The sequence below is a fragment of the Citrobacter sp. wls619 genome, from assembly GCF_005281345.1.
Lineage (GTDB): Bacteria > Pseudomonadota > Gammaproteobacteria > Enterobacterales > Enterobacteriaceae > Citrobacter.
In genome coordinates, this window is the sequence record NZ_SZXJ01000006.1 from 1 (window position 1) to 23406 (window position 23406).

Annotated in this window: 22 protein-coding genes; 11 read left to right on the forward strand and 11 right to left on the reverse strand. The window is 51.9% G+C overall.

Features of this window, described 5'->3' with window-relative positions; genetic code table 11:
- Window positions 1-49: 49 nt before the first annotated feature.
- The 3 genes from FDX19_RS00730 to clcB all read left to right on the forward strand — a co-directional run bounded on the left by FDX19_RS00730 (window position 50) and on the right by clcB (window position 2971).
- Window positions 50-904 carry a dimethyl sulfoxide reductase anchor subunit family protein gene (locus FDX19_RS00730; protein ID WP_137381227.1) on the forward strand — a complete coding sequence of 285 codons (855 nt, stop codon included), beginning with the start codon at window positions 50-52 and terminating at the stop codon, window positions 902-904.
- Between the two features lie 42 nt (window positions 905-946).
- Window positions 947-1561, forward strand: a complete 615-nt coding sequence (dmsD, locus tag FDX19_RS00735; protein WP_137381228.1) for a Tat proofreading chaperone DmsD — start codon at window positions 947-949, stop codon at window positions 1559-1561.
- Window positions 1562-1681: 120 nt separating this feature from the next.
- Window positions 1682-2971, forward strand: coding sequence for a voltage-gated ClC-type chloride channel ClcB (gene clcB / locus FDX19_RS00740; RefSeq protein WP_137381229.1), 1290 nt, complete (start codon window positions 1682-1684; stop codon window positions 2969-2971).
- Here clcB and bioD read toward each other — a convergent pair.
- The 3 genes from bioD to FDX19_RS00755 form a co-directional block, all read right to left on the reverse strand.
- On the reverse strand, window positions 2927-3622 hold the full coding sequence (gene bioD / locus FDX19_RS00745) for a dethiobiotin synthase (RefSeq protein ID WP_137381230.1): 696 nt from the start codon (window positions 3620-3622) through the stop codon (window positions 2927-2929). The genes clcB and bioD overlap by 45 nt on opposite strands.
- A gap of 124 nt (window positions 3623-3746) precedes the next feature.
- The gene (mlc, locus tag FDX19_RS00750) at window positions 3747-4967 is read right to left on the reverse strand and encodes a sugar metabolism global transcriptional regulator Mlc (RefSeq protein WP_137381231.1); all 1221 of its coding nucleotides are present in this window, start codon (window positions 4965-4967) and stop codon (window positions 3747-3749) included.
- Between the two features lie 128 nt (window positions 4968-5095).
- A complete protein-coding gene (locus tag FDX19_RS00755; RefSeq protein WP_137381232.1) occupies window positions 5096-5995 on the reverse strand; it encodes a LysR family transcriptional regulator in 900 nt (299 codons plus the stop codon).
- A gap of 158 nt (window positions 5996-6153) precedes the next feature.
- On the opposite strand from FDX19_RS00755, the gene FDX19_RS00760 reads away from it, so the two are divergent.
- Window positions 6154-7407 carry an MFS transporter gene (locus tag FDX19_RS00760; protein WP_137381233.1) on the forward strand — a complete coding sequence of 418 codons (1254 nt, stop codon included), beginning with the start codon at window positions 6154-6156 and terminating at the stop codon, window positions 7405-7407.
- Window positions 7408-7440: 33 nt separating this feature from the next.
- Here the strand turns inward: FDX19_RS00760 and FDX19_RS00765 are convergent, their stop codons facing one another.
- From FDX19_RS00765 to FDX19_RS00775, 3 genes are all read right to left on the reverse strand, one after another.
- A complete protein-coding gene (locus tag FDX19_RS00765) occupies window positions 7441-8127 on the reverse strand; it encodes a CPBP family intramembrane glutamic endopeptidase (RefSeq protein ID WP_137381234.1) in 687 nt (228 codons plus the stop codon).
- A 149-nt stretch (window positions 8128-8276) separates the two neighbouring features.
- Window positions 8277-9767, reverse strand: a complete 1491-nt coding sequence (locus FDX19_RS00770; protein ID WP_137381235.1) for an ATP-binding protein — start codon at window positions 9765-9767, stop codon at window positions 8277-8279.
- Window positions 9764-10486 carry a response regulator transcription factor gene (locus tag FDX19_RS00775; protein WP_137381236.1) on the reverse strand — a complete coding sequence of 241 codons (723 nt, stop codon included), beginning with the start codon at window positions 10484-10486 and terminating at the stop codon, window positions 9764-9766. Before FDX19_RS00775 ends, FDX19_RS00770 begins: the two co-directional genes overlap by 4 nt.
- Window positions 10487-10675: 189 nt before the next feature.
- Here FDX19_RS00775 and msrP point away from each other — a divergent pair, with 189 nt between their 5' ends.
- From msrP to FDX19_RS00800, 5 genes are all read left to right on the forward strand, one after another.
- Entirely contained in the window at window positions 10676-11680 is a 1005-nt protein-coding gene (gene msrP / locus FDX19_RS00780) for a protein-methionine-sulfoxide reductase catalytic subunit MsrP (RefSeq protein WP_137381237.1), read from the forward strand.
- Window positions 11681-12307, forward strand: a complete 627-nt coding sequence (gene msrQ / locus FDX19_RS00785) for a protein-methionine-sulfoxide reductase heme-binding subunit MsrQ (protein WP_137381238.1) — start codon at window positions 11681-11683, stop codon at window positions 12305-12307.
- Window positions 12308-12353: 46 nt separating this feature from the next.
- A complete protein-coding gene (locus tag FDX19_RS00790; protein ID WP_137381239.1) occupies window positions 12354-13841 on the forward strand; it encodes a carboxypeptidase M32 in 1488 nt (495 codons plus the stop codon).
- 137 nt (window positions 13842-13978) lie between these two features.
- The gene (asr, locus tag FDX19_RS00795; protein WP_137381304.1) at window positions 13979-14434 is read left to right on the forward strand and encodes an acid resistance repetitive basic protein Asr; all 456 of its coding nucleotides are present in this window, start codon (window positions 13979-13981) and stop codon (window positions 14432-14434) included.
- A 270-nt stretch (window positions 14435-14704) separates the two neighbouring features.
- Window positions 14705-15526 (forward strand): serine protease, encoded by an 822-nt coding sequence (locus tag FDX19_RS00800; RefSeq protein ID WP_137381240.1) that lies wholly within the window; start codon window positions 14705-14707, stop codon window positions 15524-15526.
- Between the two features lie 34 nt (window positions 15527-15560).
- Here FDX19_RS00800 and mdtI read toward each other — a convergent pair whose 3' ends face one another.
- Window positions 15561-15890 carry a multidrug/spermidine efflux SMR transporter subunit MdtI gene (gene mdtI / locus FDX19_RS00805; protein WP_040233868.1) on the reverse strand — a complete coding sequence of 110 codons (330 nt, stop codon included), beginning with the start codon at window positions 15888-15890 and terminating at the stop codon, window positions 15561-15563.
- Window positions 15877-16242, reverse strand: a complete 366-nt coding sequence (gene mdtJ / locus FDX19_RS00810) for a multidrug/spermidine efflux SMR transporter subunit MdtJ (protein WP_161958620.1) — start codon at window positions 16240-16242, stop codon at window positions 15877-15879. Before mdtJ ends, mdtI begins: the two co-directional genes overlap by 14 nt.
- A 408-nt stretch (window positions 16243-16650) precedes the next feature.
- On the opposite strand from mdtJ, the gene FDX19_RS00820 reads away from it, so the two are divergent.
- Window positions 16651-17685, forward strand: a complete 1035-nt coding sequence (locus FDX19_RS00820; RefSeq protein WP_137381241.1) for an AI-2E family transporter — start codon at window positions 16651-16653, stop codon at window positions 17683-17685.
- 31 nt (window positions 17686-17716) lie between these two features.
- On the opposite strand, the gene FDX19_RS00825 is transcribed toward FDX19_RS00820, so the two are convergent.
- Window positions 17717-18913, reverse strand: coding sequence for a multidrug effflux MFS transporter (locus tag FDX19_RS00825; protein WP_137381242.1), 1197 nt, complete (start codon window positions 18911-18913; stop codon window positions 17717-17719).
- Between the two features lie 261 nt (window positions 18914-19174).
- Between FDX19_RS00825 and FDX19_RS00830 the strand changes: the two genes are divergently transcribed.
- Window positions 19175-20026 (forward strand): aldo/keto reductase, encoded by an 852-nt coding sequence (locus FDX19_RS00830; RefSeq protein WP_137381243.1) that lies wholly within the window; start codon window positions 19175-19177, stop codon window positions 20024-20026.
- Window positions 20027-20075: 49 nt separating this feature from the next.
- Here FDX19_RS00830 and pntB read toward each other — a convergent pair whose 3' ends face one another.
- Window positions 20076-21464, reverse strand: a complete 1389-nt coding sequence (pntB, locus tag FDX19_RS00835) for a Re/Si-specific NAD(P)(+) transhydrogenase subunit beta (RefSeq protein ID WP_005121173.1) — start codon at window positions 21462-21464, stop codon at window positions 20076-20078.
- A 10-nt stretch (window positions 21465-21474) separates the two neighbouring features.
- Entirely contained in the window at window positions 21475-23004 is a 1530-nt protein-coding gene (gene pntA / locus FDX19_RS00840) for a Re/Si-specific NAD(P)(+) transhydrogenase subunit alpha (protein WP_137381244.1), read from the reverse strand.
- Between the last annotated feature and the right edge of the window lie 402 nt (window positions 23005-23406).

Below are 23406 nucleotides of genomic sequence, written 5' to 3' on the forward strand. Positions count from 1 at the left end.
CCGACCGGGGATACCACGGGTTATCTGGCTAATCCGAAGGAGGTCTAAAATGGGAAGTGGATGGCATGAATGGCCGCTGGTACTGTTCACGGTTCTGGGCCAATGCGTGGCAGGCGCGCTAATCGTCAGTGGGCTGGGTTGGTTTACCGCTAAAGACGATGTTGTAAGACAGCGCATTGTTCGCAGTATGTTTTTTCTTTGGCTGGTAATGGGCATCGCATTCCTGGCCTCGGTTATGCATTTAGGGTCTCCGTTACGCGCATTTAACTCGCTGAACAGAATCGGTGAGTCAGCGCTAAGTAATGAAATTGCCAGCGGCTCGCTGTTTTTTGCCGCCGGTGGTTTATGGTGGCTGGTCGCTTTTCTCGGTAAAATGCCTGCTGCATTAGGTAAAATATGGCTGCTGGTAAGCATGCTGCTGGGCGTGGTGTTTGTCTGGGCGATGACCAACGTTTACCAGATAGATACCGTACCGACCTGGTATAATGGTTACACTACGGTGGCCTTTTTCATGACCCTGCTTCTGAGCGGGCCACTCTTTGCCGCCCTGCTACTGCGTGCTGCTGGTGTTTCTTTTAATGCCAACGTGTTCGCGGGGATCAGTGTGCTGGCGTTGCTGGTTAGCGCGGGTGTGATTGTCCTGCAGGGACTTTCCCTCGGCACAATCCACAGCTCAGTGCAATTCGCCAATGCGCTGGTACCTGACTATGGCCGCTTACAGCTGTGGCGCATCGTCTTGCTGGCCGCAGGTCTTGGGTGCTGGATCTGCCCGCTTATTCGCCGCAAAGACCCGCATGCCGCTGGGCTGGCGTTAGGTTTACTTTTAGTCCTGGCCGGTGAAATCATTGGTCGTGGTTTGTTTTATGGTTTGCATATGACAGTCGGAATGGCTGTTGCAGGTTAACTCTCGGGTGCGGGGCAACCCGCACTGTTCAGGATTGTTTGCATGACCCATTTTTCACAATGTGACAACTTTTCAACCGCTGCGCGCGTTCTGGGCGCGTTGTTCTACTATGCGCCAGATAGCGCCGAAGCAGCTGCGATGGTCAGTGCGTTAAAAGCTGATGGCTGGCAAGCACAGTGGCCGCTGCCGGAAGCTACGTTGTCGCCGCTGGCTGCTCAGATGCAGACAGATAGCGATGAAACGCTCCCGCAAGCCTGGCAACGTTTGTTTATCGGCCCCTACGCATTGCCATCCCCGCCCTGGGGTTCGGTCTGGCTGGATCGCGAAAACGTGTTGTTTGGTGATTCCACGCTGGCGTTACGTCAATGGATGCGCGACAACGGCATTCAGTTTGCGCTGCAACAGAATGAGCCAGAAGATCACTTTGGTTCGTTGTTACTGCTGACAGCCTGGCTTGCCGAAAATGGCCGCCACACCGAATGTGAGCAATTGCTGGCCTGGCATTTACTGCCGTGGTCGGCTCGCTTCCTCGACGTTTTTATCGAGAAGGCGGACCATCCGTTCTACCAGGCGTTGGGTAAACTGGCACGCCTGACACTGGCACAATGGCAGTCGCAGTTATTAGTGCCGGTGGCAGATAAACCCTTGTTCCGTTAATATCACCCACGGGCAGGATATTTCCTGCCCATTTCCCGCTGAGTTTCGCACGCTGAGCTTTTGCTTCTGCGGCTAATTACCCGCAAAATAGACCGTCTGAATTTTCCTGTCTGGCAACCCATGCATCGTTTACATGCTTATCCTGACCTGCGTACCCTGTTTCGGCGTCTACTGATCGCCGCGCTGATTGGTATCCTTGCAGCCCTGGCCGTTGCAGGGTTTCGTCATGCGATGCAATTGCTTGAGTGGCTGTTCCTGAGTAACGATACGGGAAGCCTGGTCAACGCCGCGACAAATCTGCCGCCGTTCAGACGCATGCTGACACCTGCGCTCGGTGGTCTGGCGGCAGGACTCTTGCTTTGGGGCTGGCAAAAATGTAATCGTTTACGCCCACAGGCCCCCACAGACTATATGGAAGCCCTGCAGACTGACGGACAGTTCGACGTCAGCGCAAGTCTGGTGAAATCACTGGCCTCTTTGGTCGTCGTGGCAAGCGGCAGCGCCATTGGTCGTGAAGGGGCAATGATTTTATTGGCCGCACTGGCAGCCTCGTGCTTCGCACAACGTTTCACACCGCGTTCGGAATGGAAATTATGGATTGCCTGCGGGGCGGCTGCGGGTATGGCTGGTGCGTATCACGCGCCGTTGGCGGGTAGCTTATTTATTGCCGAAGTGCTGTTTGGCACGTTGATCCTCGCCTCATTAGGGCCGGTGGTTGTCTCCGCCGTCGTCGCATTGTTAACCACCAATGCGCTTAGCGACAGCAACGCGCTGCTGTATACCGTTCATCTGACTCGGGAACTGCATGTGCTGGAATATGTGATGATTATCAGCACTGGTCTGTTAGCCGGTCTCTGCGGACCTCTTTTTATGTGGCTTATGACCACCAGCCACAACGGCTTTTTGCGCTTAAAACTCGCACCGCCTGGCCAGTTAGCCCTGGGCGGGCTGATCGTTGGCCTGTTGTCGCTACTCACTCCTGCGGTCTGGGGCAACGGCTACAGCGTGGTACAATCGTATTTACTCTCTCCCCCTTTGCTCGCCGTCATCAGCGGAATTTTCATTTGCAAATTGCTGGCCGTGCTCGCCAGTAGCGGGTCAGGGGCACCCGGCGGCGTGTTTACACCAACGCTGTTTGTCGGTTTATCTGTCGGTATGTTGATGGGTCGGGTATGGGGATTCTGGCTTCCGGGGACGGATGACATTGCGGTACTGTTGGGCTTAACAGGAATGGCTACACTGCTGGCGGCGACGACCCATGCCCCCATTATGTCGACATTGATGGTTTGTGAAATGACCGGGGAGTATCGACTGCTCCCCGGCCTGTTGATGGCTTGCGTCGTGGCGTCAGTGCTGTCGCGAACGTTACGCCGTGACTCTATCTACAGACAACACGCTGCCGAGCATTGACAGACGAATGTACTGAGAAAGCTCGCGCTGCTCTGCTCGTGGCAAATAAGGCAATTCACCAATCAACGGTGCCGGTAATTTTTTGCTTAGCACGTCGATGATTTCGGCATAATGCGCCAGCCCCGGGTTAATACGGTTCGCTACCCAGCCAATCAACGGCAGCCCGTCACTGGCAATCGCCTGTGCGGTAAGAATGGCATGGTTAATACAGCCTTCCTGAATACCCACCACCATCAAAACCGGGAGTTGCTCCTGTACCACCCACTCCGATAACGGACGCAGATCGTTCATCAGACTACGCCAGCCGCCTGTGCCTTCAACAACAACGTGATCAACCTTCTCACTCAGGCTTGCCAGTCCATTGGATAACAGGGTGTAGTTAACCGGACCACTATGCGCCACGCTGCTTTCGTCTTCGCTCAGCGCGATAGGGTTAACCGCCTCGTACGGCAGTTCGATGGATGACACGCTTTGCAGCACCAGCGCATCTTTATTGCGCATACCTTCCGGTGTCTCTTTGCTGCCTTTGGCGACGGGTTTGTAACCCGCCACACGTTTACCCCCTGACGCTAACGCTTGTAGTAATGCGCGGGAAACCACGGTCTTCCCAACAGAAGTGTCTGTACCTGTAATAAAGAAACGCTTCAGCATCACTAACTCCACCGTATGCTATGAAAATATAAGTCAGGAAAATAAAACAGTGGAGAAAGTCTAAGGTATGACGGCCAGAACCAGCTTGAGATAGCGCAATTTTTCGTACAACAGTTAAAAAATGTTAACCCTGTAATAGACGAATCAACAAAGAACCGTTATACATCGCGTCCTTAACGAGGGCGGCCCCCGCCATCGTCCCCTGATTCGAAAATTGCGTACTTTCGACAACAATGTGCTGGCTGTAGGCCGGAAGCGCCTGTTGACGAATGCTGTCAGCAATGGTCGGGAACAAAATGTCAGCGGCTTTACTGAGTGGGGATCCTATCAATATTTTTTGCGGGTTGAACAAATTCACCATGATGGCCAGGATACGACCGACATGGGTTCCAACGCCGCTAATAATATCTTTCGCCAATAAATCGCCCTGCATGGCCGCCTGACACAGTGCGTCTACCGTCAACGGTTGTCCGTGCAGAGAGGAGCTCATTGACTGCTTCAGTCGCACCTGCGCCAGTTCCAGCACGCTGTCGACGCTGGCGATCGTCTCCAGACACCCATGGTTACCGCAGTAGCAACGTTTGCCGTAAGGGTCCACCTGCGTATGACCTATTTCGACCAGACTGCTGCTGCCTGCATGCAGTAAATGACCATCAGTGATCACCCCTGCACCCACGTTGTGATCGATGACTACCTGAATAACATCACGCGCCCCGCGTGATGCACCAAACAGCGCTTCTGCCATGGTCCAGGCGCTGATATCGTGCTGAATGTACACCGGTACGCCGGTATGCCGCTCCAGCGTTTCGCCGAGCGGCATCTCTTTGACGTCATCATAGAACGGCATGCGATGTACGATACCATTTTCTGTATCAATAATGCCGGGTAAAGTAATCGCGATAGAGGTCAGGCGCTCGAGTTTTTGCTGGTGACGGATAAAAAACTGATCGACTTGCGCAACAACCCGTTCCAGTAACGGTGTCTCGCTGACCAGCGCCATTTCAAGACAATCCTCGACCACCAGTTTGCTGCTCAGATCGCGCAGCGCCAGGAAAATCTCGCCACGACTAATACGAATAGAAAGGTAATGCCAGGCTTCTGTTTCAACCACCAGCCCTACAGCCGGACGTCCACGGTTACCGGCTTCTTTTATTTCCAGCTCCTGCACCAAATGCGCTTCCAGCATTTCTCGGACAATTTTGGTAATACTGGCAGGGGCCAATTGTGCCAGGCGAGAGAGATCAATACGCGATACCGGTCCCAGCTGATCAATCAGACGATAAACCGCGCCCGCATTGGTCTGCTTAATTTGATCGATATGCCCAGGCTGACTATCAGCAACCACCACTTACTCCCTTTATTTTCGCGCTCCGAAATAATCTGCGGACTATGGTGAAGCACTTCAATGGTTTCCGTCAACTTTTTACTTAGCCTTGTGATTTACTGCACATTTTCGACCATTTTTAAACTAAATTAACCGCGCTGCACCGCGGCTAAAAGCTGCTGGCGAAAACGTTGCGCTGCGTGGCTTTGTTCATGATGCTTCGGCCACACCAACCACATTTCGGAGACCGCATCGTCTTCCGCAATAGGGATCCAACACATTTCATACAATTGCACCCGTTTAAAAGAGGCTGGCAAAATGGAAACCCCCAACCCTGCGGCCACCAGTCCAATGATAGTCATCGCCTCACCGACTTCCTGGGTGATGGTTGGTTTCAGATCGTAACGGCGCATCAGGCCGAGAATATCGTCATACAACCCCGTTCCAACATGCGGATCAAAAAAGACAAATGGCTCATTGGCCAGCTCCGCCAGCGTCACCACTGGTTTTTGCGCCAGAGGATGTGCGCGTGGGATCATCGCCATCAGCGGTTCATGCAAAATGACCTCCCGCGCCAATGTGTCCGGAAGTTGCGTATTGCGCAAGAGCCCCAAATCCAGTGCACCCTCGTTGAGCGGGGCAATTTGCTCGCGCGTATTCATTTCACGGGTTTGCATATGCACTGCTGGATAGCATTGGCGAAAAAGAGACAGCGTATCGGACACTGCCTTAATAAACGGGGCTGATGACGTAAAACCGATGCGCAGTTCCCCCGACTCTCCCAGGTGTAATCGTTCGGCACGGGCGGCAGCCTCATTTACCAGCCCCAGGATCTGCCGACTGTCCGCCAGAAACTGTTTCCCGGCAGCGGTAAGCGCCACGCTGCGGTTAGTCCGCGCCAGTAGCCGAGCACCCACCTGCTGTTCGAGGATCTGGATCTGCTGGCTCAACGGCGGTTGCGAAATATTCAGTCGTGCCGCTGCACGACCAAAATGCAGCTCTTCCGCCACTGCCACAAAGTAACGTAGGTGACGCAGTTCAATATTCATATTCTTAAGATATTATTTGAGATTATTAATATATTAGACAGAATATTGTGATTTTCATACTCTTAAGGCTGGTCCTGTAGACCCTATGGATTTCACGTCGCATTGCGTGGCTTGAAAAACGCAGGGTATAGATGTAAATGATTGAGCAAGGATTTTAAGTGAGCCGTACAACTACTGTCGATACCGCCCCGGCGGGCGATGTTGATGAACAGATAGTCAATCCGCCGGATGGTTTTATTAAACGCGGTACATCCCCTTTTATGCGCGTCACGCTGGCGCTTTTTTCTGCCGGGCTGGCGACATTTGCCCTTCTCTATTGCGTCCAGCCCATACTGCCCGTGCTGTCGCATGAGTTTGGCGTCTCTCCTGCCAGCAGTAGTATTTCGCTTTCTATCTCAACGGCCATGCTGGCAATCGGCTTACTGTTTACCGGCCCACTTTCCGACGCCATAGGCCGTAAACCGGTAATGGTGACCGCGCTGCTGCTCGCCTCTTGTTGTACGCTGCTTTCAACGATGATGACCAGCTGGCACGGTATTTTAATCATGCGTGCTCTTATAGGACTTTCACTGAGCGGCGTCGCGGCCGTGGGAATGACCTATTTGAGTGAAGAAATTCACCCGAGCTTTGTCGCATTCTCAATGGGCTTATACATCAGCGGGAACTCGATTGGTGGTATGAGTGGTCGTTTGATTAGCGGCGTATTTACTGACTTTTTTAACTGGCGAATTGCGCTGGCGGCTATTGGCTGCTTTGCCCTCGCCTCCGCGCTCATGTTCTGGAAGATCTTACCGGAATCACGGCACTTCAGACCGACATCGTTACGGCCTAAAACGTTATTTATCAACTTCCGTTTGCACTGGCGTGACAGAGGACTTCCGCTGTTGTTCGCAGAAGGGTTCTTGCTGATGGGGTCGTTTGTCACACTGTTTAACTACATCGGCTACCGTCTGATGCTGTCTCCGTGGGAACTCAGCCAGGCTGTCGTCGGTTTGTTGTCCGTGGCTTATCTTACCGGTACCTGGAGCTCACCTAAAGCCGGTTCCATGACCACCCGTTATGGGCGCGGCCCGGTAATGTTGTTCTCGACAGGCGTGATGTTGTTCGGGCTAATAATGACCCTGTTTACCTCGTTATGGCTGATTTTTGCCGGTATGTTGCTTTTTTCAGCCGGGTTCTTTGCGGCGCATTCCGTGGCCAGTAGTTGGATCGGGCCGCGAGCCAAACGTGCTAAAGGCCAGGCCTCTTCACTGTACCTGTTCAGCTATTATCTGGGCTCAAGCATTGCCGGGACACTGGGGGGTATTTTCTGGCACAGCTATGGCTGGAACGGCGTGGGCGGGTTTATCGCACTGATGCTGGTGCTGGCGCTATTGGTTGGTGCCCGTTTGCATCACCGTCTGCACGTATAATCCACGATGCCCGGGTTCCGGGCATCGCCTTCATCACCCTGGCTGTAACGTCTGAGCCGCCATCTGCAGAGCAACAACCGTCCCGTTCATCACTATATGCAGCAAAATTGGCATCAACAGACCGTTGCTTTTCAGTCTGGCCAGGATCAACACCTGCGACACAAGAAACAACATCAGCAACGTGCGTAGATCCACATACTGCGTATGCATGATGGCAAAAATGACCGATACCACCACTGACGACAGCCAGGTTTTATTATTGAACCAGTACTGGAACGCGTTGAATAAACAGCCTCTGAAAACAATTTCTTCATAAACTGGCGCGATAAATATCAGGGTCAACGTAGATAACCACAACGCATAACTACTTAAGGATATTTGGCTGGTCACCCACGCTTCAGCTTGCCTGAGACCCAAAATCAATGGCAGGATAAGCTGAATAAACAGCAGCGCCGCGAACAAAATGGCAAACCACCTGGCGTTGAAAATGCCTTTGCCCAGTCCCTCTCTTTTTCTAAAGAAGAAATAATACAGCGGAACCAGCACAACAAATTCCAGCGCAAACAGCAGCGGAAAAAGTAACCCTTTGGCAAGCAGGTCCTGACTGGCAGGGAAAAATAGTGGGGAAAATGTGAGGCAGAACATCAACAAAAACATAGAGAAACAACCAGCCACTGCTTTTGTCCTGGCGATATACAGGTTGTCGGCATCCTGTGACATACGATCTCCTTGGGCTTATCGAAGATAAGTTGATGAATTATCAGAATATGATAAAGATTCTCATTATCACAAGCAACCTACCAACTTTTACGCAATGTCCAGGGTTGCAACGCCAGAAAGCGTTATAATCCCTGTATGCCGGAACCTCATCAGCGACGCAGTGACGAATCCGCCAGCGGCAAGGAAAAACGGAAGCAGGCCCCTGCCGTTGAATTAACAAGGCTAATATCTCCCCCATGCAGTTCGAGCATTCTACGCACAATCAGTAAGCCCAGTCCGCCCCGCTCTGCCCGCTGCTCACGGGGAATTAACGCAGTCGGGCGCTGAAATAATACTTCTCGTATTGCCTCATCTACCCCTGGCCCGCTGTCCTGCACTTCGGCTAACAAACGACCTTCATCACACCAGACTTTTAGCCGTACTTCGCCTCCGTCAGGCGTATGACGGATTGCGTTATCCAGCAAATTCGTCACGACCCTTTCCATCATCGATAAATCCGCATTCACCAGCGGTAACGGCCCCGTTACCTCAAGGTGCAACTGCAAATGACGTGTGGCAACGGGGAGATCAAATTTCTGTGCCACATCCTGGATCAGCTCGCCAATAGCAAATCGTTCACGCTGCGGTTTTATACCACCATGCTCAAGCCTCGCCAGCTCAAACAGCTGTTGTGACAGATGGCGAACCTTATGCCCCTGGCGCAGCGCGATGCTAAGATAATGTCGATTTTCCTCCGGCGTCATGGTATCAGCTTTCAACGACAGCATTTCCAGATACCCCAGCAGTGAAGTCAGCGGTGTACGCAAATCGTGCGAAATATTGGCAATAAACTCTCTGCGCTGACGATCGCTGTCCGCTAATAGATCCCACTGCTGGGCAATTTTCTGCGCTAACTCGATAAACGCATTGTCCAGCAACGCAATTTCATTCGCCGGTCCCGGTTCGGGATTTTTTTGCGCCAGCTGTTTGATGACGCTAATGCTGTCCAGCTCCAGTTTAACCACCTGTCCGGTCAGCCTTTTCACCGGGTTCGTCACCCATCGCCATACCAGGAATCCTGCGATGGCAGCGGCTAATAAAACCAGGATTAACGTCCAGGCCACAGTATTCCAGAGCGTTTTTTGCCAGGCGGTATTCGCCAGCATATTCAGGTCTTCGCCCTGCAAAATAATGTACAAATAGCCATGCAGCTTGCCGTTAAAGAAAACTGGCGCGGCGCTGAAGACTTTTTGCTGGCTGCTGCGCGGATCGTTGCCGTAGACGGGCAGTTCGTCCGAGTTAAGGAAAACCTGAATCGGCTGCACGCTAATTTTCTGGCGCTGAATATGCCCAGGCGGAGCAGCGTCGGCGAGGATTTCACCTGACGGTGAAACCAGATACAGCTCCACGCTTGGGTTGAGCGTCATCAGGCGATCAAACACCCCCTTTAACGCCTGGCGATTAACCTGCCCACTGGCATCAATAAGTGACTCACTTTTGACAATCTTGCTGGCCAGTTCCAGCGAGAGCCTTTGCACCATGGCGTCGCCATACTGTTTACTGCTGCGGATCTGGACAATGCTGACGGCAACCGCGCAAATCAACATAATGGCGGTAAAGACCAGGGTCAGACGCTGGCTCAGCGACAGGCGATAAATCATGGCTGATGCTCCGCGTTAACCGCAGCAAGCTTATAGCCTCGTCCCCAAACGGTGAGAATAACTTCCGGCTCCGCCGCATCTTTTTCAATTTTGGTCCGCAGGCGATTGATATGGCTGTTCACCGTATGCTCATATCCTTCGTGCTGGTAGCCCCACACCTGATCTAACAGCGCCTGACGCGAAAAGACCTCCCCTGGATGACGGGCGAAAAAGTAGAGCAGATCGAACTCACGCGGCGTTAAATCAAGGGATTTACCATGCTGGCGGACTTCCCTGGCTAATGGATCAATCTCCACGCCATGGACGGTAATAATCCCCGCCTCCATACGCAAGTTTTGACTCATCGCCGCCTGACGGCGAAACAATGCTTTTACCCGGGCCATCAACTCCAGCACCGAGAAAGGTTTGGCTAAATAATCATCTGCCCCCATTTCCAGCCCCAATACGCGGTGAGTTTCACTGGTGCGGGCGCTGATAATGATGACAGGGAGGTAGAAACTCATTTGACGAATGCGACGACAAATCTCCAGACCGTCTACGCCCGGTAGCATCAGATCGAGGATAACCGCATCCCATACATGCTTCTCAAGTTGCTCAAGCGCTCGTGCCCCATCAGCCTCATGAATAATTTCGTACCCCTCATCTTTCAGGCTAAGTTGCAAAAGTGCGGCAATATCGCTGTCATCTTCCACCAAAAATATCTTTTTTGCGCCTGCCATCAGTGTCATCTCCCTCTCGTCGTGCTGAAAGCTTACCTCAGGCAAGGGGCGGAAGTTATCACAAAATTTTTAACTTTTCGTGAGGATCCTGGGATACGCATACGCCCAGTATGTCGCTATACACTCGTCAGGCATCAACAGGGAAACGTCGCTTTGTTGCCCCTAACATGAAAATAAAAAGGAAACGTTATGCAGAAAAAACGTCCGCTTCGGGAAGCTGATGTTACAGCCAAGTCAGTATTTTTTATGCAACGACGACAGATCCTTAAAGCACTTGGGATCGGCGCGGTGGCGGCATCGTTGCCTTCCCCGACACAGGCCAGTTTGTTGAATTGGTTTAAAGGCAACGATCGTCCACCTGCGCCGGCGGGCATACCACTCGGGTTTACAAAGCCCGAGCACTGGCAAAAAAATCTGTCCCTGACGCCGGAAGACAAGGTGACGGGCTACAATAATTTCTATGAATTTGGTCTGGATAAAGCCGATCCAGCCGCCAATGCCGGTAGCCTGAAAACCGATCCCTGGACGCTGACCATCAGCGGTGAGGTCAACAAACCTTTAACCTTAGATCATGATGCGCTGACCACACGCTTTCCATTAGAAGAGCGTATTTATCGGATGCGTTGCGTTGAGGCCTGGTCAATGGTTGTGCCGTGGGTGGGTTTTCCGTTGCATAAATTACTGGCGCTGGTTGAGCCAACCAGTCACGCCAAATACGTCGCTTTTGAAACACGCTACGCCCCTGATGAAATGCCGGGCCAGAAAGACCGCTTTATTGGCGGTGGGTTGAAATATCCCTATGTCGAAGGTCTGCGTTTGGATGAGGCTATGCACCCGCTCACACTTCTTACCGTAGGCGTATATGGCAAAGCATTACCGCCGCAAAACGGGGCGCCGATACGCCTGACCGTACCCTGGAAGTACGGCTTTAAAGGCATTAAATCGATAGTCAGTATTAAGCTCACTCGCGAGCAGCCGCCGACGACCTGGAATATGTCAGCGCCAAACGAATACGGTTTTTACGCCAATGTAAATCCGCAGGTCGATCACCCGCGTTGGTCTCAGGCCACAGAGCGTTTTATCGGTTCGGGTGGCATCCTCGATGTACAGCGACAGCCCACGTTGCCTTTCAATGGTTATGCCGATGAAGTGGCCTCTTTATATCAGGGCATGGACCTAAGGGAGTATTTTTAAGTGAGGCTAACCGCAAAACAGATAACCGCGCTGAAAATACTGCTGCATCTAGCCGGTTTTTTACCTCTGCTATGGCTCTTCTGGGCCGTACAACATGGCGGGTTGGGTGCCGACCCGGGAAAAGATATCCAGCACTTTACGGGCATTATTGCGCTGAAGTTTTTACTGGCTACCCTGCTGGTATCGCCGCTTGCGCGCTATGCAAAGCAGCCTTTGTTGTTTCGCACCCGGCGGTTGTTAGGTTTATGGTGTTTTGCATGGGCCACGCTGCATTTGACCAGCTATGCGCTGCTGGAGCTGGGTATGCAAAATCTGGGATTGTTGGGTCGTGAACTGGTTTCACGCCCTTGGCTAACGCTGGGCATGACGGGTTGGGTTATCTTACTCCTGCTGACGCTGACCTCAACGCAAGCCGCGCAGCGTAAAATGGGCAAACGCTGGCAAACGCTGCACAACTACGTTTACCTGGCCGCCATTTTGCTTCCGCTGCATTACCTGTGGTCGGTAAAAGTGCTATCCCCGCTCCCCATAATCTACGCCATTTGTTTTGTCGTGCTGCTGGCTTTTCGCTATAAAAAGCTGTTACGGAAAACCGGGCATAAAGGTGTGTTTATGAAAAGTGAATGAATCACGGTAAACTTCTCACTACACCTAAGCAGAACGAGAACAAAAAATGAGTAACAATGATAATTACCATCAGCTCAGCCGCACGTTCCAGCGCCTCTCTCGCTTCTCCCACCTCTCGGCAATCGCCAGTTGGGACATGTTTACCATGATGCCATCAGGCGGCAGCAAAGCTCGCGGCGAAGCGCTGGCCGAGCTGAGCGTGCTTGAGCACCAACTGTTAACCGACCCGAAGGTGGCAACGTGGTTAGCCGCCGCACAGCAGGAAGACCTGAACGATGTTGAACAGGCCAATCTGCGCGAAATGTCGCGGCTTCATCATCAAGCGTCCTTGCTACCCGAATCGCTGGTCGAAGCGAAATCACTGGCGGGCAGTCGTTGCGAACACGCCTGGCGCAGCCAACGCCCGGCCAATGACTGGGAAGGGTTTGCTGAAAACCTGAAAGAGGTGGTGAAGTACAGCCGCGAAGAGGCCCGACTGCGTGCTGAAGCGAAAGGCTGTTCGCCCTACGACGCATTGCTGGATGTCTTTGAACCAGAAATGACCAGCGCCCGGCTGGATATTCTCTTTGCCGACATCAAAAGCTGGCTACCCGAATTGCTCAATAAAGTGGTGGCCAAACAATCACAACAATCGCTTATCGCCCCGGTTGGCCCTTTTCCGACCGCAGTTCAGCGTGAGTTGGGCCTTGAAACCATGGCGCAGTTAGGTTTTGATTTTACCGCAGGACGCCTGGACATCAGTGCACACCCCTTCTGTGGCGGTGTACCGGAAGATGTCCGTATTACCACCCGCTATGATGAAAATGAATTGCTCAGCGCGCTGTTTGGCGTTATCCATGAAACCGGTCACGCCCGCTATGAGCAAAATCTGCCACGTAACTGGTTAGGGCAACCTATCGCGCTGGCACGCTCAACCGCCATCCATGAATCTCAGAGCCTGTTCTTTGAAATGCAATTAGGCCGCAGCCCGGCGTTTCTGAAACGGTTAATTCCCGCAGTAACCCGGCATTTTGGCGATCAATCCGCCTTTGAGGAACGCAATTTCATCGCCTGGAACCAGCAGGTCAAACCGGGGTTTATCCGTGTTGATGCCGACGAGGTGAGCTATCCCGCTCACGTGATCCTGCGTTATGAAATTGAACGCGCACTCATTAATGGCGACATTGAGGTCGATGATATTCCTGCCTTGTGGAATGAAAAAATGCAGGCCTGGTTAGGGCTGTCTACCATCGGGAATTACCGTAACGGCTGTATGCAGGATATCCACTGGACCGATGGCGGTTTTGGTTACTTCCCTTCGTACACATTGGGGGCGATGTATGCAGCCCAGCTTTTCAGTGCGGCTAACCGTGCATTGCCAGACTTAAACCACGCCATTGCGCAAGGAGACTTTAGCGCCCTGTTTGACTGGTTGCGCCAGAATATCTGGCAACATGGTAGTCGTTTCACGACCGAGCAGCTCATTACCCAGGCAACCGGAGAACCGCTGAGCAGCCGCTATTTCCGCGCCCATCTGGAAGCCCGCTATCTGTAATCGTATACCGTGAGTCATTGTACAAACGGTTACACGTCGAAACCAATGACTCACGGAAGCCCAGAGATTACAGCGATATAGTTATTTCAACGGCCCCGCAGTGGGGTTGAATGAAAAACCAAATCGAGGGTATGAGAATGAAAAAAGTATTAGCTCTGGTTGTTGCCGCTGCTATGGGTCTGTCTTCCGCTGCATTTGCTGCTGAAACAACTGCGACTACCGCTCCGACTGCTGCTGCGACCACGAAAGCTGCACCGGCAAAAACCACTCATCATAAAAAACAGCACAAAGCAGCGCCGCAGAAAGCACAGGCTGCCAAAAAGCACGCTAAAAAATCCACGACTAAACCGGCTGTAGAACAAAAAGCGCCAGAGCAGAAAGCTCAGGCTGCGAAGAAACACACCAAAAAAGCAGCAACCAAGCCAGCTGCAGAGCAGAAAGCTCAGGCTGCCAAAAAACACACCAAAAAAGCCGCAACTAAACCAGCTGCAACCAAACCAGCCGCAGAGCAGAAAGCTCAGGCCGCTAAAAAACACACCAAAAAAGCAGTAAAACACGAAACCGCTAAACCTGCTGCTCAACCGGCTGCATAAAACATCTGTAGTAACCATGGCGTCCCCCATGCCATAGCATACGGCGCTAAATCAGTCTGATTTAGCGCCGCCTTTCGGAGGGTAAAATGGTGTCACATTACCGCTTTGAGTTCATTCTTATTACCCTGATAATTTGCGCTCTTATCGCCATGCATTTTTATCTTTCCTGAGTGTAGTTATCTGATTTTACTCCCACTTTCCCGCCGTCCCGTCTATAGTATTAACTGAGGGTTTGCTGTTAATAATCATAATTCCCCACCAGAGTGTGATATGCATAAAACCATTGCGGTATTACTGGGTTCAATTTGTCTATTTCCTGTCGTTGCACATGCGGAGCAGCCTGCAACGACCGCTGCTGAAGTCGATAACATAAAAACGCTGTTTTTTGGTCATGACGATCGTGTGAGGGTGACTGACCCGACACAATCACCGTGGGACGCTATCGGGCAACTGGAAACCGCCAGCGGTAACCTGTGTACGGCTACGCTCATTTCACCTCACCTGGCCCTGACCGCCGGGCACTGCTTACTCACCCCACCGAAAGGCAAGCCGGATAAAGCCGTCGCGCTACGTTTTGTGTCGAAAAAGGGTATCTGGCGCTATGAAATCCACGGCATTGAAGGACGGGTTGATCCCTCTCTCGGCAAGCGTTTAAAAGCAGATGGTGACGGCTGGATTGTCCCTCCTTCTGCGGCCCCGTGGGATTTCGGTCTGGTGGTGTTACGTTATCCCCCTTCTGGGATCACGCCGCTACCGTTATTTGACGGTGATAAAGCCGCGTTAACCGCTGCGCTAAAAGCCGCTGACCGTAAAGTGACTCAGTCGGGGTACCCGGAAGATCACCTGGATGACCTGTACACGCATCAGGATTGCGTGGTAACTGGCTGGGCGCAAAATACAGTCCTGTCACATCAGTGCGATACGCTCCCTGGCGACAGCGGCTCCCCATTGATGTTAAAGACAGACTCAGGCTGGCAACTGATTGGTGTGCAAAGCTCCGCTCCAGCAGCGAAAGATCGCTGGCGGGCAGATAATCGCGCCATTTCTGTGACGGGGTTTCGCGATAAACTGGAAGCACTGGCGAAGGGATAACACATGCTGCCCACATTTGCGGGCAGCACGAAGATTAGGCAAGTTTGATCATGATCATTCCGGCCAGCAGCAAGGCGACGCCAATCCAGCCTTTGTTATTCAGGCGCTGACCAAAAAGCACCCATCCTGCGGCTAACGTTGCGGCGATCCCGAATCCTCCCCACAGCGCGTAGGCGACAGAAAGATCGATTCCTTTTACCGCCTGGGACAGCGCACTAAATGCCGCTAATACCGCCACCAGCGACAACACGCCATAAGCCTTACGGCGGAAACCATCGGAAAATTTTAAGAAGACGTTAGCAACGATTTCAAGAACGATGGCCATTCCAAGCCAGGCGCCGTGAACCCACTCAAACTGCTGCATGGGTCACCTCCCTCCTCGCTTTTGCCGGCTTGCGTGTACCCGATTTGATCAACACAATGCCTAACACCAGCGAGACCAGTCCAGCAACTTTCATTGTGGTCAAGGTTTCGTCGAATAACAGCACGCTAAACAGCGTAATAAATAAAATTCCGATACCTTCCCATAAGGCATAGGCCACACCAAGGGCGATTTTTTTAACGGCAAAACTGAGAAAAATATACGATAAGGCGATCATTACCAGCATTAAAATAAAGCCCGCATTACCATGGCCTACGCTGGCCCATTTCATTGACAGCGTACCGGTAATTTCAGCCGCAATGGCCAGACCTAATAATATCCAGTAAAACATGATGCTTCTCCTGCTTGAGAATATAGTCCTTTGGGCCTACTGCATGCAGTAAACCAAAAAATAGAATCAGATAGCTCAGCGCATAACGCCAGCTCAGGCAGAAGAAGGGACTAAAGCGCGTTGCGCCAGTGTTGCTCACCCGCAAGCAAGAAAGTGGAAGAGGTACGAAGAAGTGTAGGTAAACGCAAAAACATCCTGAACGTATTGTCCATAATATTACAATTATCCGCAGTGTTGCTTCTCATCATCGCGGATGATAATTGTCCTCGGTAGTTAAACACAGATGATTTGTATCATAGGTTCAATACGAACTCAAAATCTTTTCACTTCTTTACCCGGCACGTTTGATTTTTGTTATAACGGCTCGAGGCAGATCACATTATTATATAGATAAAAAACTCAGGGATTCACATGGCAAAACCGATCATCACGCTTAACGGCCTAAAAATAGTTATTATGCTTGGCATGTTGGTTATCATTTTAACCGGTATCCGATTTGCCGCCGAAATCATCGTACCGTTTATTCTGGCGTTATTTATCGCCGTCGTGCTCAATCCCGTAGTACAACGCATGGTTAAGCTCCGTATACCGCGTGTATTCGCCGTGTCATTGCTGATTGTTATTATTGTCATGCTAATGGTGCTGCTTCTGGCTTATTTAGGTACCTCCTTAAATGAGCTGGCACGGACACTGCCGCAATATCGTTCGTCCCTGGTTATCCCACTGAAAAATATCGAACCGTGGCTACAACGTGCGGGGATCGGGGTTTCCGTCGACGAGTTGGTGAAATATGTCGATCCGAACGCAGCGATGACGCTGGTCACCAATTTATTGACACAACTCTCCAATGCGATGTCCTCGATATTTCTACTATTGCTGACCGTGGTTTTTATGCTGCTGGAAGTACCGCAACTCCCCGGCAAACTCAAACAAATGATGAGCCGCCCTCTTGAAGGAATGGCCGCGATCCAACGCGCTATCGACAGTGTCTCGCACTACCTGGTGCTAAAAACCGCCATCAGTATCGTCACCGGACTGGTCGCCTGGGGCATGCTTGCCGCACTGGATGTCCGCTTCGCGTTTGTCTGGGGACTGCTGGCCTTTGCCCTGAATTATATTCCTAACATCGGTTCGGTGCTGGCAGCAATTCCCCCTATTGCTCAGGTCCTGGTATTCAGTGGTTTTTACGACGCGTTGCTCGTGCTGGCAGGTTATCTTGTGATTAACCTGGTGTTCGGCAATATCCTCGAACCGCGCATCATGGGGCGAGGGTTGGGGCTTTCTACGCTGGTGGTGTTCCTGTCGCTGATTTTTTGGGGCTGGCTGCTCGGCCCCGTTGGAATGCTGCTTTCAGTACCGCTGACCATCATCGTAAAGATTGCCCTTGAGCAAACAAATGGTGGTCAAAGCATTGCTGTCCTGCTGAGCGATCTTAACAAAGAATAAGTGTATGCCCTGCTCTCGCGGGGTTGTTCAACTACTGTTTGACACGGAATACCAGTGCAGCGCTCATCAGTGTGAATAGCGCAATAATCCAGGCCATGGTCCAGGGGGTGCCGTCACTCAATCTCGCCAGCAGTAAAGACGAGATGATGCCACTGCCATACTGTAATGAACCAATCAGCGCCGAAGCTGAACCGGCGATATTGGGGGCGGCATCCAGCGCGGCGGCCGTCGACGTTGCGGCAATGATTCCATTCATCGAAAACAGCAGAAACACAGTGATGATAATGGCAATAACTCCCCCTATTTCCAGCTTAACCAGCAGTGCCAATGCAACAGCAGCCAGTGCCGCCAACATCGTCGCGTACTTCAGCAACTGTTCTAACGCATGCCGTTGCACCAGCCGGCGGTTGACCGCACTCATCGCCATAACGCCAACAATATTTAACGCAAATAACCAGCCGTAATGCTGTGGATCGACATGGTAGTAGCGAATATAAACAAATGGCGAACCGGTAATAAACGCATACGCCCCCACGTAATAAAAGGTCAGACTCAGGGTGTAGCGCATAAATTGACCATTGGTTAACAGCGTGCGGTAATGACGAAATGCGCCTGCCAGTGAGGCTTTTACGCGTCTTTCTTCAGGGAGTGTTTCCGGCAACCACAGCAGCGAGATAAACATCAGCACGCCAATGACCACCAGCAACCAAAAAATAGAGTGCCAGGTGCTCAGTCGAATAATTTGCCCGCCAATCAATGGCCCTGCGATGGGGGCAATCGCCATAACCAGTACCAGGGTAGATAACATTTGCGCCGCACGATTACGAGCAAAGAGATCACGAATCATGGCACGCGCCAGCATCGGCCCGGTGCAAGCCCCCAGCGCCTGAAAGACCCGCCAGAAAACAATTTGCGTGATATCCGTAGACAGCGCACACCCCGCTGAACCGATGATAAACAGCACCATGCCGATGAACAGCGGTTTACGTCGACCCAGATGATCGCTGATCGGTCCCCAGATCAGCTGCGCAATAGCAAATCCCACCAAAAAACCGGTAACAGTAAGCTCCACATTGCCGTTTAAATCCCCTGCCATGGTCGGCATCGCCGGAAGATAGATATCGGTTGAAAGTGAAGTAAAGGCCATCAAGCCGCTGAGGATAAGAATAAAAGAGAGACCGGTGTGGCTTGCAGTCGCAACCGGCGAGCGCTGTTCACGTGTACGCATAGCGTCCTGTTATCTTAGGAAAAGTCAGGTGGCAGTATAGACGGGGTGAATGGCAGTGATTAGATAGCGAAAGAAGCATAAGTTTATGAGTATCAATCATGAATCCCCCCTTTCTCACCAAATATATGGGACATACCTCGCATACTATCCTGCTAAAAATGAATTTCACTCATAGGTCTATGCTGATTTAACCGACTAATAGTGTGAACAGATTCTTGCTAATCTGCTGCCAATGCAAAAAATGATTTTCAGGAGCGTTCCATGAATACAACCGTCTTAAATAACGGTGTTGAGATGCCTCTGCTCGGTTTTGGCGTATACCAAATGACCGACGCTAACGAGTGTGAGCAAGCCGTGCGGGATGCCATCGAAACAGGATATCGCCTGATCGATACCGCCGCCTCCTATCTGAATGAAACTCAGGTCGGCAATGCGCTGCAACAAAGCGGCGTACCTCGCGATGAGCTCTTCATCACCACCAAGCTGTGGTTACAGGATACCAGCTACGCTGGCGCGAAAGCTCAGTTTGCGCGTTCGTTGCAGCGCCTACAGCTTGACTACCTTGACCTGTATTTAATCCACCAGCCCTATGGCGACGTGCACGGCGCCTGGCGTGCTATGGAGGAACTCTACGAGGAAGGGAAAATTCGCGCGATTGGCGTCAGCAATTTTCACCCGGACCGTCTGGCAGATTTGATGGCCTTCAACCGCATCATCCCGGCGGTGAACCAGATAGAGGTGAATCCCTTCCACCAGCAACCGCATGCCGTAGCCTGGATGCAGAGCCGCAATATTCAACCACAGGCCTGGGCGCCGTTCGCCGAGGGGCGCAATGACCTGTTTCAAAATCCGACACTGGCCGCGATTGGCGAGAAGTACGGGAAAAGCATCGGTCAGGTGGTGCTGCGTTGGATTTATCAACGCGGAATTATTTCTCTGGCAAAAACCGTGCGTAAAGCGCGTATGACAGAGAATATTCAGATACTGGATTTTGCCTTAACAGCTGAAGAAATGACGCAAATCGCCGCCATGGACGCCGGGATCAGCGCATTTTTCTCGCATCGCGATCCGGCTCGAGTGGAATGGATAACCCAACGTAAACTGGATGTTTAACAAACAAACAAACGGCCTCCGCAGAGGCCGTTTTACTTTTAAGCACGCATTACAGCGCTTTCAGAATCGCATCCACGCTGGCTTTGGCATCACCAAACAGCATATGGGTGTTTTCTTTAAAGAACAGCGGGTTCTGCACACCAGCATAGCCGGTGTTCATTGAGCGTTTGAACACGATAACATTCTGCGCTTTCCACACTTCCAGCACTGGCATTCCGGCTATCGGGCTGCGCGGATCGTCCTGCGCTGCCGGGTTCACCGTATCGTTCGCGCCAATAACCAGTACGGTATCGGTGTCGGCGAAATCATCGTTGATCTCATCCATTTCCAACACGATGTCATACGGCACTTTGGCTTCCGCCAGCAGCACGTTCATATGACCAGGCAAGCGTCCTGCTACCGGGTGAATACCAAAGCGAACTTTGATACCACGGGCGCGCAGTTTCTCAGTAATTTCCGCCACCGGATACTGCGCCTGCGCCACCGCCATACCGTAGCCCGGGGTGATGATCACGGAATGCGAGTTTTTCAGCATTTCAGCGGTATCTTCGGCATTAATCTCGCGATGTTCACCGGCTTCTTCGGTATCACCGGTTGAGGAGCCGTCAGTGCCAAATCCCCCCGCAATAACGCTGATGAAAGAGCGGTTCATTGCCTTACACATAATGTAAGACAGGATCGCACCCGAAGAACCGACCAGCGCACCGGTAACGATCAGCAGATCGTTGCTCAGCATAAAGCCTGCCGCTGCCGCCGCCCATCCTGAATAGGAGTTCAGCATCGAGACGACGACCGGCATATCGGCCCCACCGATGGATGCGACCAGGTGCCAGCCAAACGCCAGGGCGATAATGGTCATCACCAGCAGCGCCAGGACCTGCAGGCCCACGCTCTCGGTACGAACAAACACGACCAGCAGCAGGAAAGAAACCACCAGCGCCGCCAGGTTCAGCTTATGGCGGTTCGGCAGCATCAGCGGCTTAGATGAGATCTTGCCGCGCAGTTTACCAAACGCCACGATAGAACCAGTGAAGGTGACTGCACCGATAAAGATGCCAAGGAACACTTCGGTCAGGTGAATGTTCACCAGGATCGGTTCCAGACCGGTATCGTGATACAGATAGCTGTTGAAACCAACCAGTACGGCGGCCAGACCGACGAAGCTGTGCAGAATCGCCACCAGCTCCGGCATCTCGGTCATCTCGACTCTTTTCGCCAGACGAATACCAATTGCGCCACCGATGATCATTGCGACCAGAATCCAGGCGACGTTGCCGGTATCCGGGCCAAAAATCGTGGCAATCAGCGCAATCGCCATCCCGGCGATGCCGTAGTTGTTACCCTGTTGAGACGTTTCGTGTTTGGAAAGTCCCGCCAGGCTGAAAATAAACAGGATTGCGGCAACAATGTATGCAGCTGTAACTAATCCTCCAGACATATGTTACCCCTTAGTTTTTCCGGAACATTTTCAGCATGCGCTGAGTCACGGTGAAGCCACCGAAAATATTAATACTGGCAATAAGCACCGCGATAAAGCTCAGGAAACTCACCCAGCCGCCCTGGCCAATTTGTAATAATGCCCCCACGACGATGATCCCGGAGATAGCGTTAGTCACGGACATCAGCGGGGTATGCAACGCATGCGAGACATTCCACACCACGTAGTAACCTACCACGCAGGAAAGTGCGAACACCGTAAAGTGTCCGAGGAACTCTTTTGGCGCGACATCGGCTAGCCAGCCAAACAGAATCACCACCAGCGCCATCAGCGCATATTTGCGCCATGGGGATGCAGGTTTTTTCTCTTCCTGTGGTGCAGGTGCAGCCTTAGGCGCCGCTTGTGGCTGAGCAGAAACCTGGATGGGTGGTGCAGGCCACGTAATTTCACCATCGCGAACCACTGTCACGCCCCGCACCACCACATCGTCAAAATCAACGGTGATGTTGCCGTCTTTCTCTTTGCACAACAGTTTCAGCAGGTTGACAAGGTTGGTGCCATACAATTGCGAAGACTGAGTCGGCAAACGACCCGGCAAATCGGTATAGCCGATAACCTTGACGCCGTTCTCGGTGGTGGTCACCTGATTGGCAACGGTATACTCGCAGTTACCCCCGTTTTGCGCGGCGAGATCGACAATCACGCTGCCGGACTTCATCGAATCAACCATCTCACGCGTGATCAGTTTCGGCGCGGGTTTCCCCGGGATCAGCGCGGTGGTCACGATGATGTCGACGTCTTTTGCCTGCGCGGCGAACAGCTCCATCTCCGCTTTAATAAACGCTTCGGACATCACTTTGGCGTAGCCATCGCCGCTGCCCGCTTCTTCTTTAAAGTCCAGCTCAAGGAACTCCGCCCCCATACTCTGAACTTGTTCTTTTACTTCCGGGCGTGTATCAAAGGCGCGAACAATCGCCCCGAGGCTGTTTGCCGCACCGATAGCGGCCAATCCCGCCACGCCAGCACCGATCACCATCACCTTGGCTGGTGGAACTTTACCCGCCGCGGTAATTTGCCCGGTAAAGAACCGACCGAACTCATGTGCCGCTTCAACAATTGCGCGGTACCCGGCAATGTTGGCCATTGAGCTTAAGGCATCCAGTGACTGTGCACGCGAAATACGCGGCACGGAATCCATCGCCATAACCGTCACATTTCGCTCAGCGAGTTTTTGCAGTAACTCAGGGTTCTGCGCAGGCCAGAGAAAACTCACCAGCGTGGTACCCGGATTAAGCAACGGAATCTCAAACGCTTCTGGCGCGTTGACCTTCAGGATAATCTCTGACTGCCAGACAGCATTCCCGTCAACAATTTCTGCGCCTGCTTGCACAAACGCCTTATCGTCAAAACTAGCCAGTTGACCTGCGCCGCTTTCAACCGCGACGCTAAAACCCAGCTTCAGCAGCTGCTCAACCGTTTTCGGTGTGGCTGCAACACGGGTTTCATTGGTTAACCGTTCTTTTGGTATGCCAATTCGCATAATGTTCCCTTCCATCTGTATTTTTGATGATGGTTTATCAATGTTCGCAAGAGGCATGCGCACACTCCCGAGAGAGCTCAGTGTTACCTCAATAAAATAAAACAGTAACAAACTCTGTATAACCTACTGAAAATGACGCCTGTGATCTAGCGCCAAAAAACAGTATTTATTATGAAATTTGCAAAACAGGAATGAATTCACTCGCAAGCAGGGATAATGCCCTTTAAATAACCCACAAAGGCTGATAATTCGCTCAAGCGAAGCGGCAAAACATGATTAAGCGCCACCGTAGAACAATTGATTAACATTAAATTAACTTATGAAATTCAACTGCTTTATCAGTTTTAGCCGCCAAACGCCGAATTTTTAGACATATCACTAAATGTTATCGATGTTGTTAGC

Coding starts and splice junctions, on each gene's coding strand:
- FDX19_RS00730 (WP_137381227.1), top strand. CDS start 50: ATGGGAAGTGGATGGCATGAATGGCCGCTGGTACTGTTCACGGTTCTG.
- dmsD (WP_137381228.1), top strand. CDS start 947: ATGACCCATTTTTCACAATGTGACAACTTTTCAACCGCTGCGCGCGTT.
- clcB (WP_137381229.1), top strand. CDS start 1,682: ATGCATCGTTTACATGCTTATCCTGACCTGCGTACCCTGTTTCGGCGT.
- bioD (WP_137381230.1), bottom strand. CDS start 3,622: ATGCTGAAGCGTTTCTTTATTACAGGTACAGACACTTCTGTTGGGAAG.
- FDX19_RS00755 (WP_137381232.1), bottom strand. CDS start 5,995: ATGAATATTGAACTGCGTCACCTACGTTACTTTGTGGCAGTGGCGGAA.
- FDX19_RS00765 (WP_137381234.1), bottom strand. CDS start 8,127: ATGTCACAGGATGCCGACAACCTGTATATCGCCAGGACAAAAGCAGTG.
- FDX19_RS00770 (WP_137381235.1), bottom strand. CDS start 9,767: ATGATTTATCGCCTGTCGCTGAGCCAGCGTCTGACCCTGGTCTTTACC.
- FDX19_RS00775 (WP_137381236.1), bottom strand. CDS start 10,486: ATGGCAGGCGCAAAAAAGATATTTTTGGTGGAAGATGACAGCGATATT.
- msrP (WP_137381237.1), top strand. CDS start 10,676: ATGCAGAAAAAACGTCCGCTTCGGGAAGCTGATGTTACAGCCAAGTCA.
- FDX19_RS00790 (WP_137381239.1), top strand. CDS start 12,354: ATGAGTAACAATGATAATTACCATCAGCTCAGCCGCACGTTCCAGCGC.
- asr (WP_137381304.1), top strand. CDS start 13,979: ATGAAAAAAGTATTAGCTCTGGTTGTTGCCGCTGCTATGGGTCTGTCT.
- FDX19_RS00800 (WP_137381240.1), top strand. CDS start 14,705: ATGCATAAAACCATTGCGGTATTACTGGGTTCAATTTGTCTATTTCCT.
- mdtI (WP_040233868.1), bottom strand. CDS start 15,890: ATGCAGCAGTTTGAGTGGGTTCACGGCGCCTGGCTTGGAATGGCCATC.
- FDX19_RS00820 (WP_137381241.1), top strand. CDS start 16,651: ATGGCAAAACCGATCATCACGCTTAACGGCCTAAAAATAGTTATTATG.
- FDX19_RS00825 (WP_137381242.1), bottom strand. CDS start 18,913: ATGCGTACACGTGAACAGCGCTCGCCGGTTGCGACTGCAAGCCACACC.
- FDX19_RS00830 (WP_137381243.1), top strand. CDS start 19,175: ATGAATACAACCGTCTTAAATAACGGTGTTGAGATGCCTCTGCTCGGT.
- pntB (WP_005121173.1), bottom strand. CDS start 21,464: ATGTCTGGAGGATTAGTTACAGCTGCATACATTGTTGCCGCAATCCTG.
- pntA (WP_137381244.1), bottom strand. CDS start 23,004: ATGCGAATTGGCATACCAAAAGAACGGTTAACCAATGAAACCCGTGTT.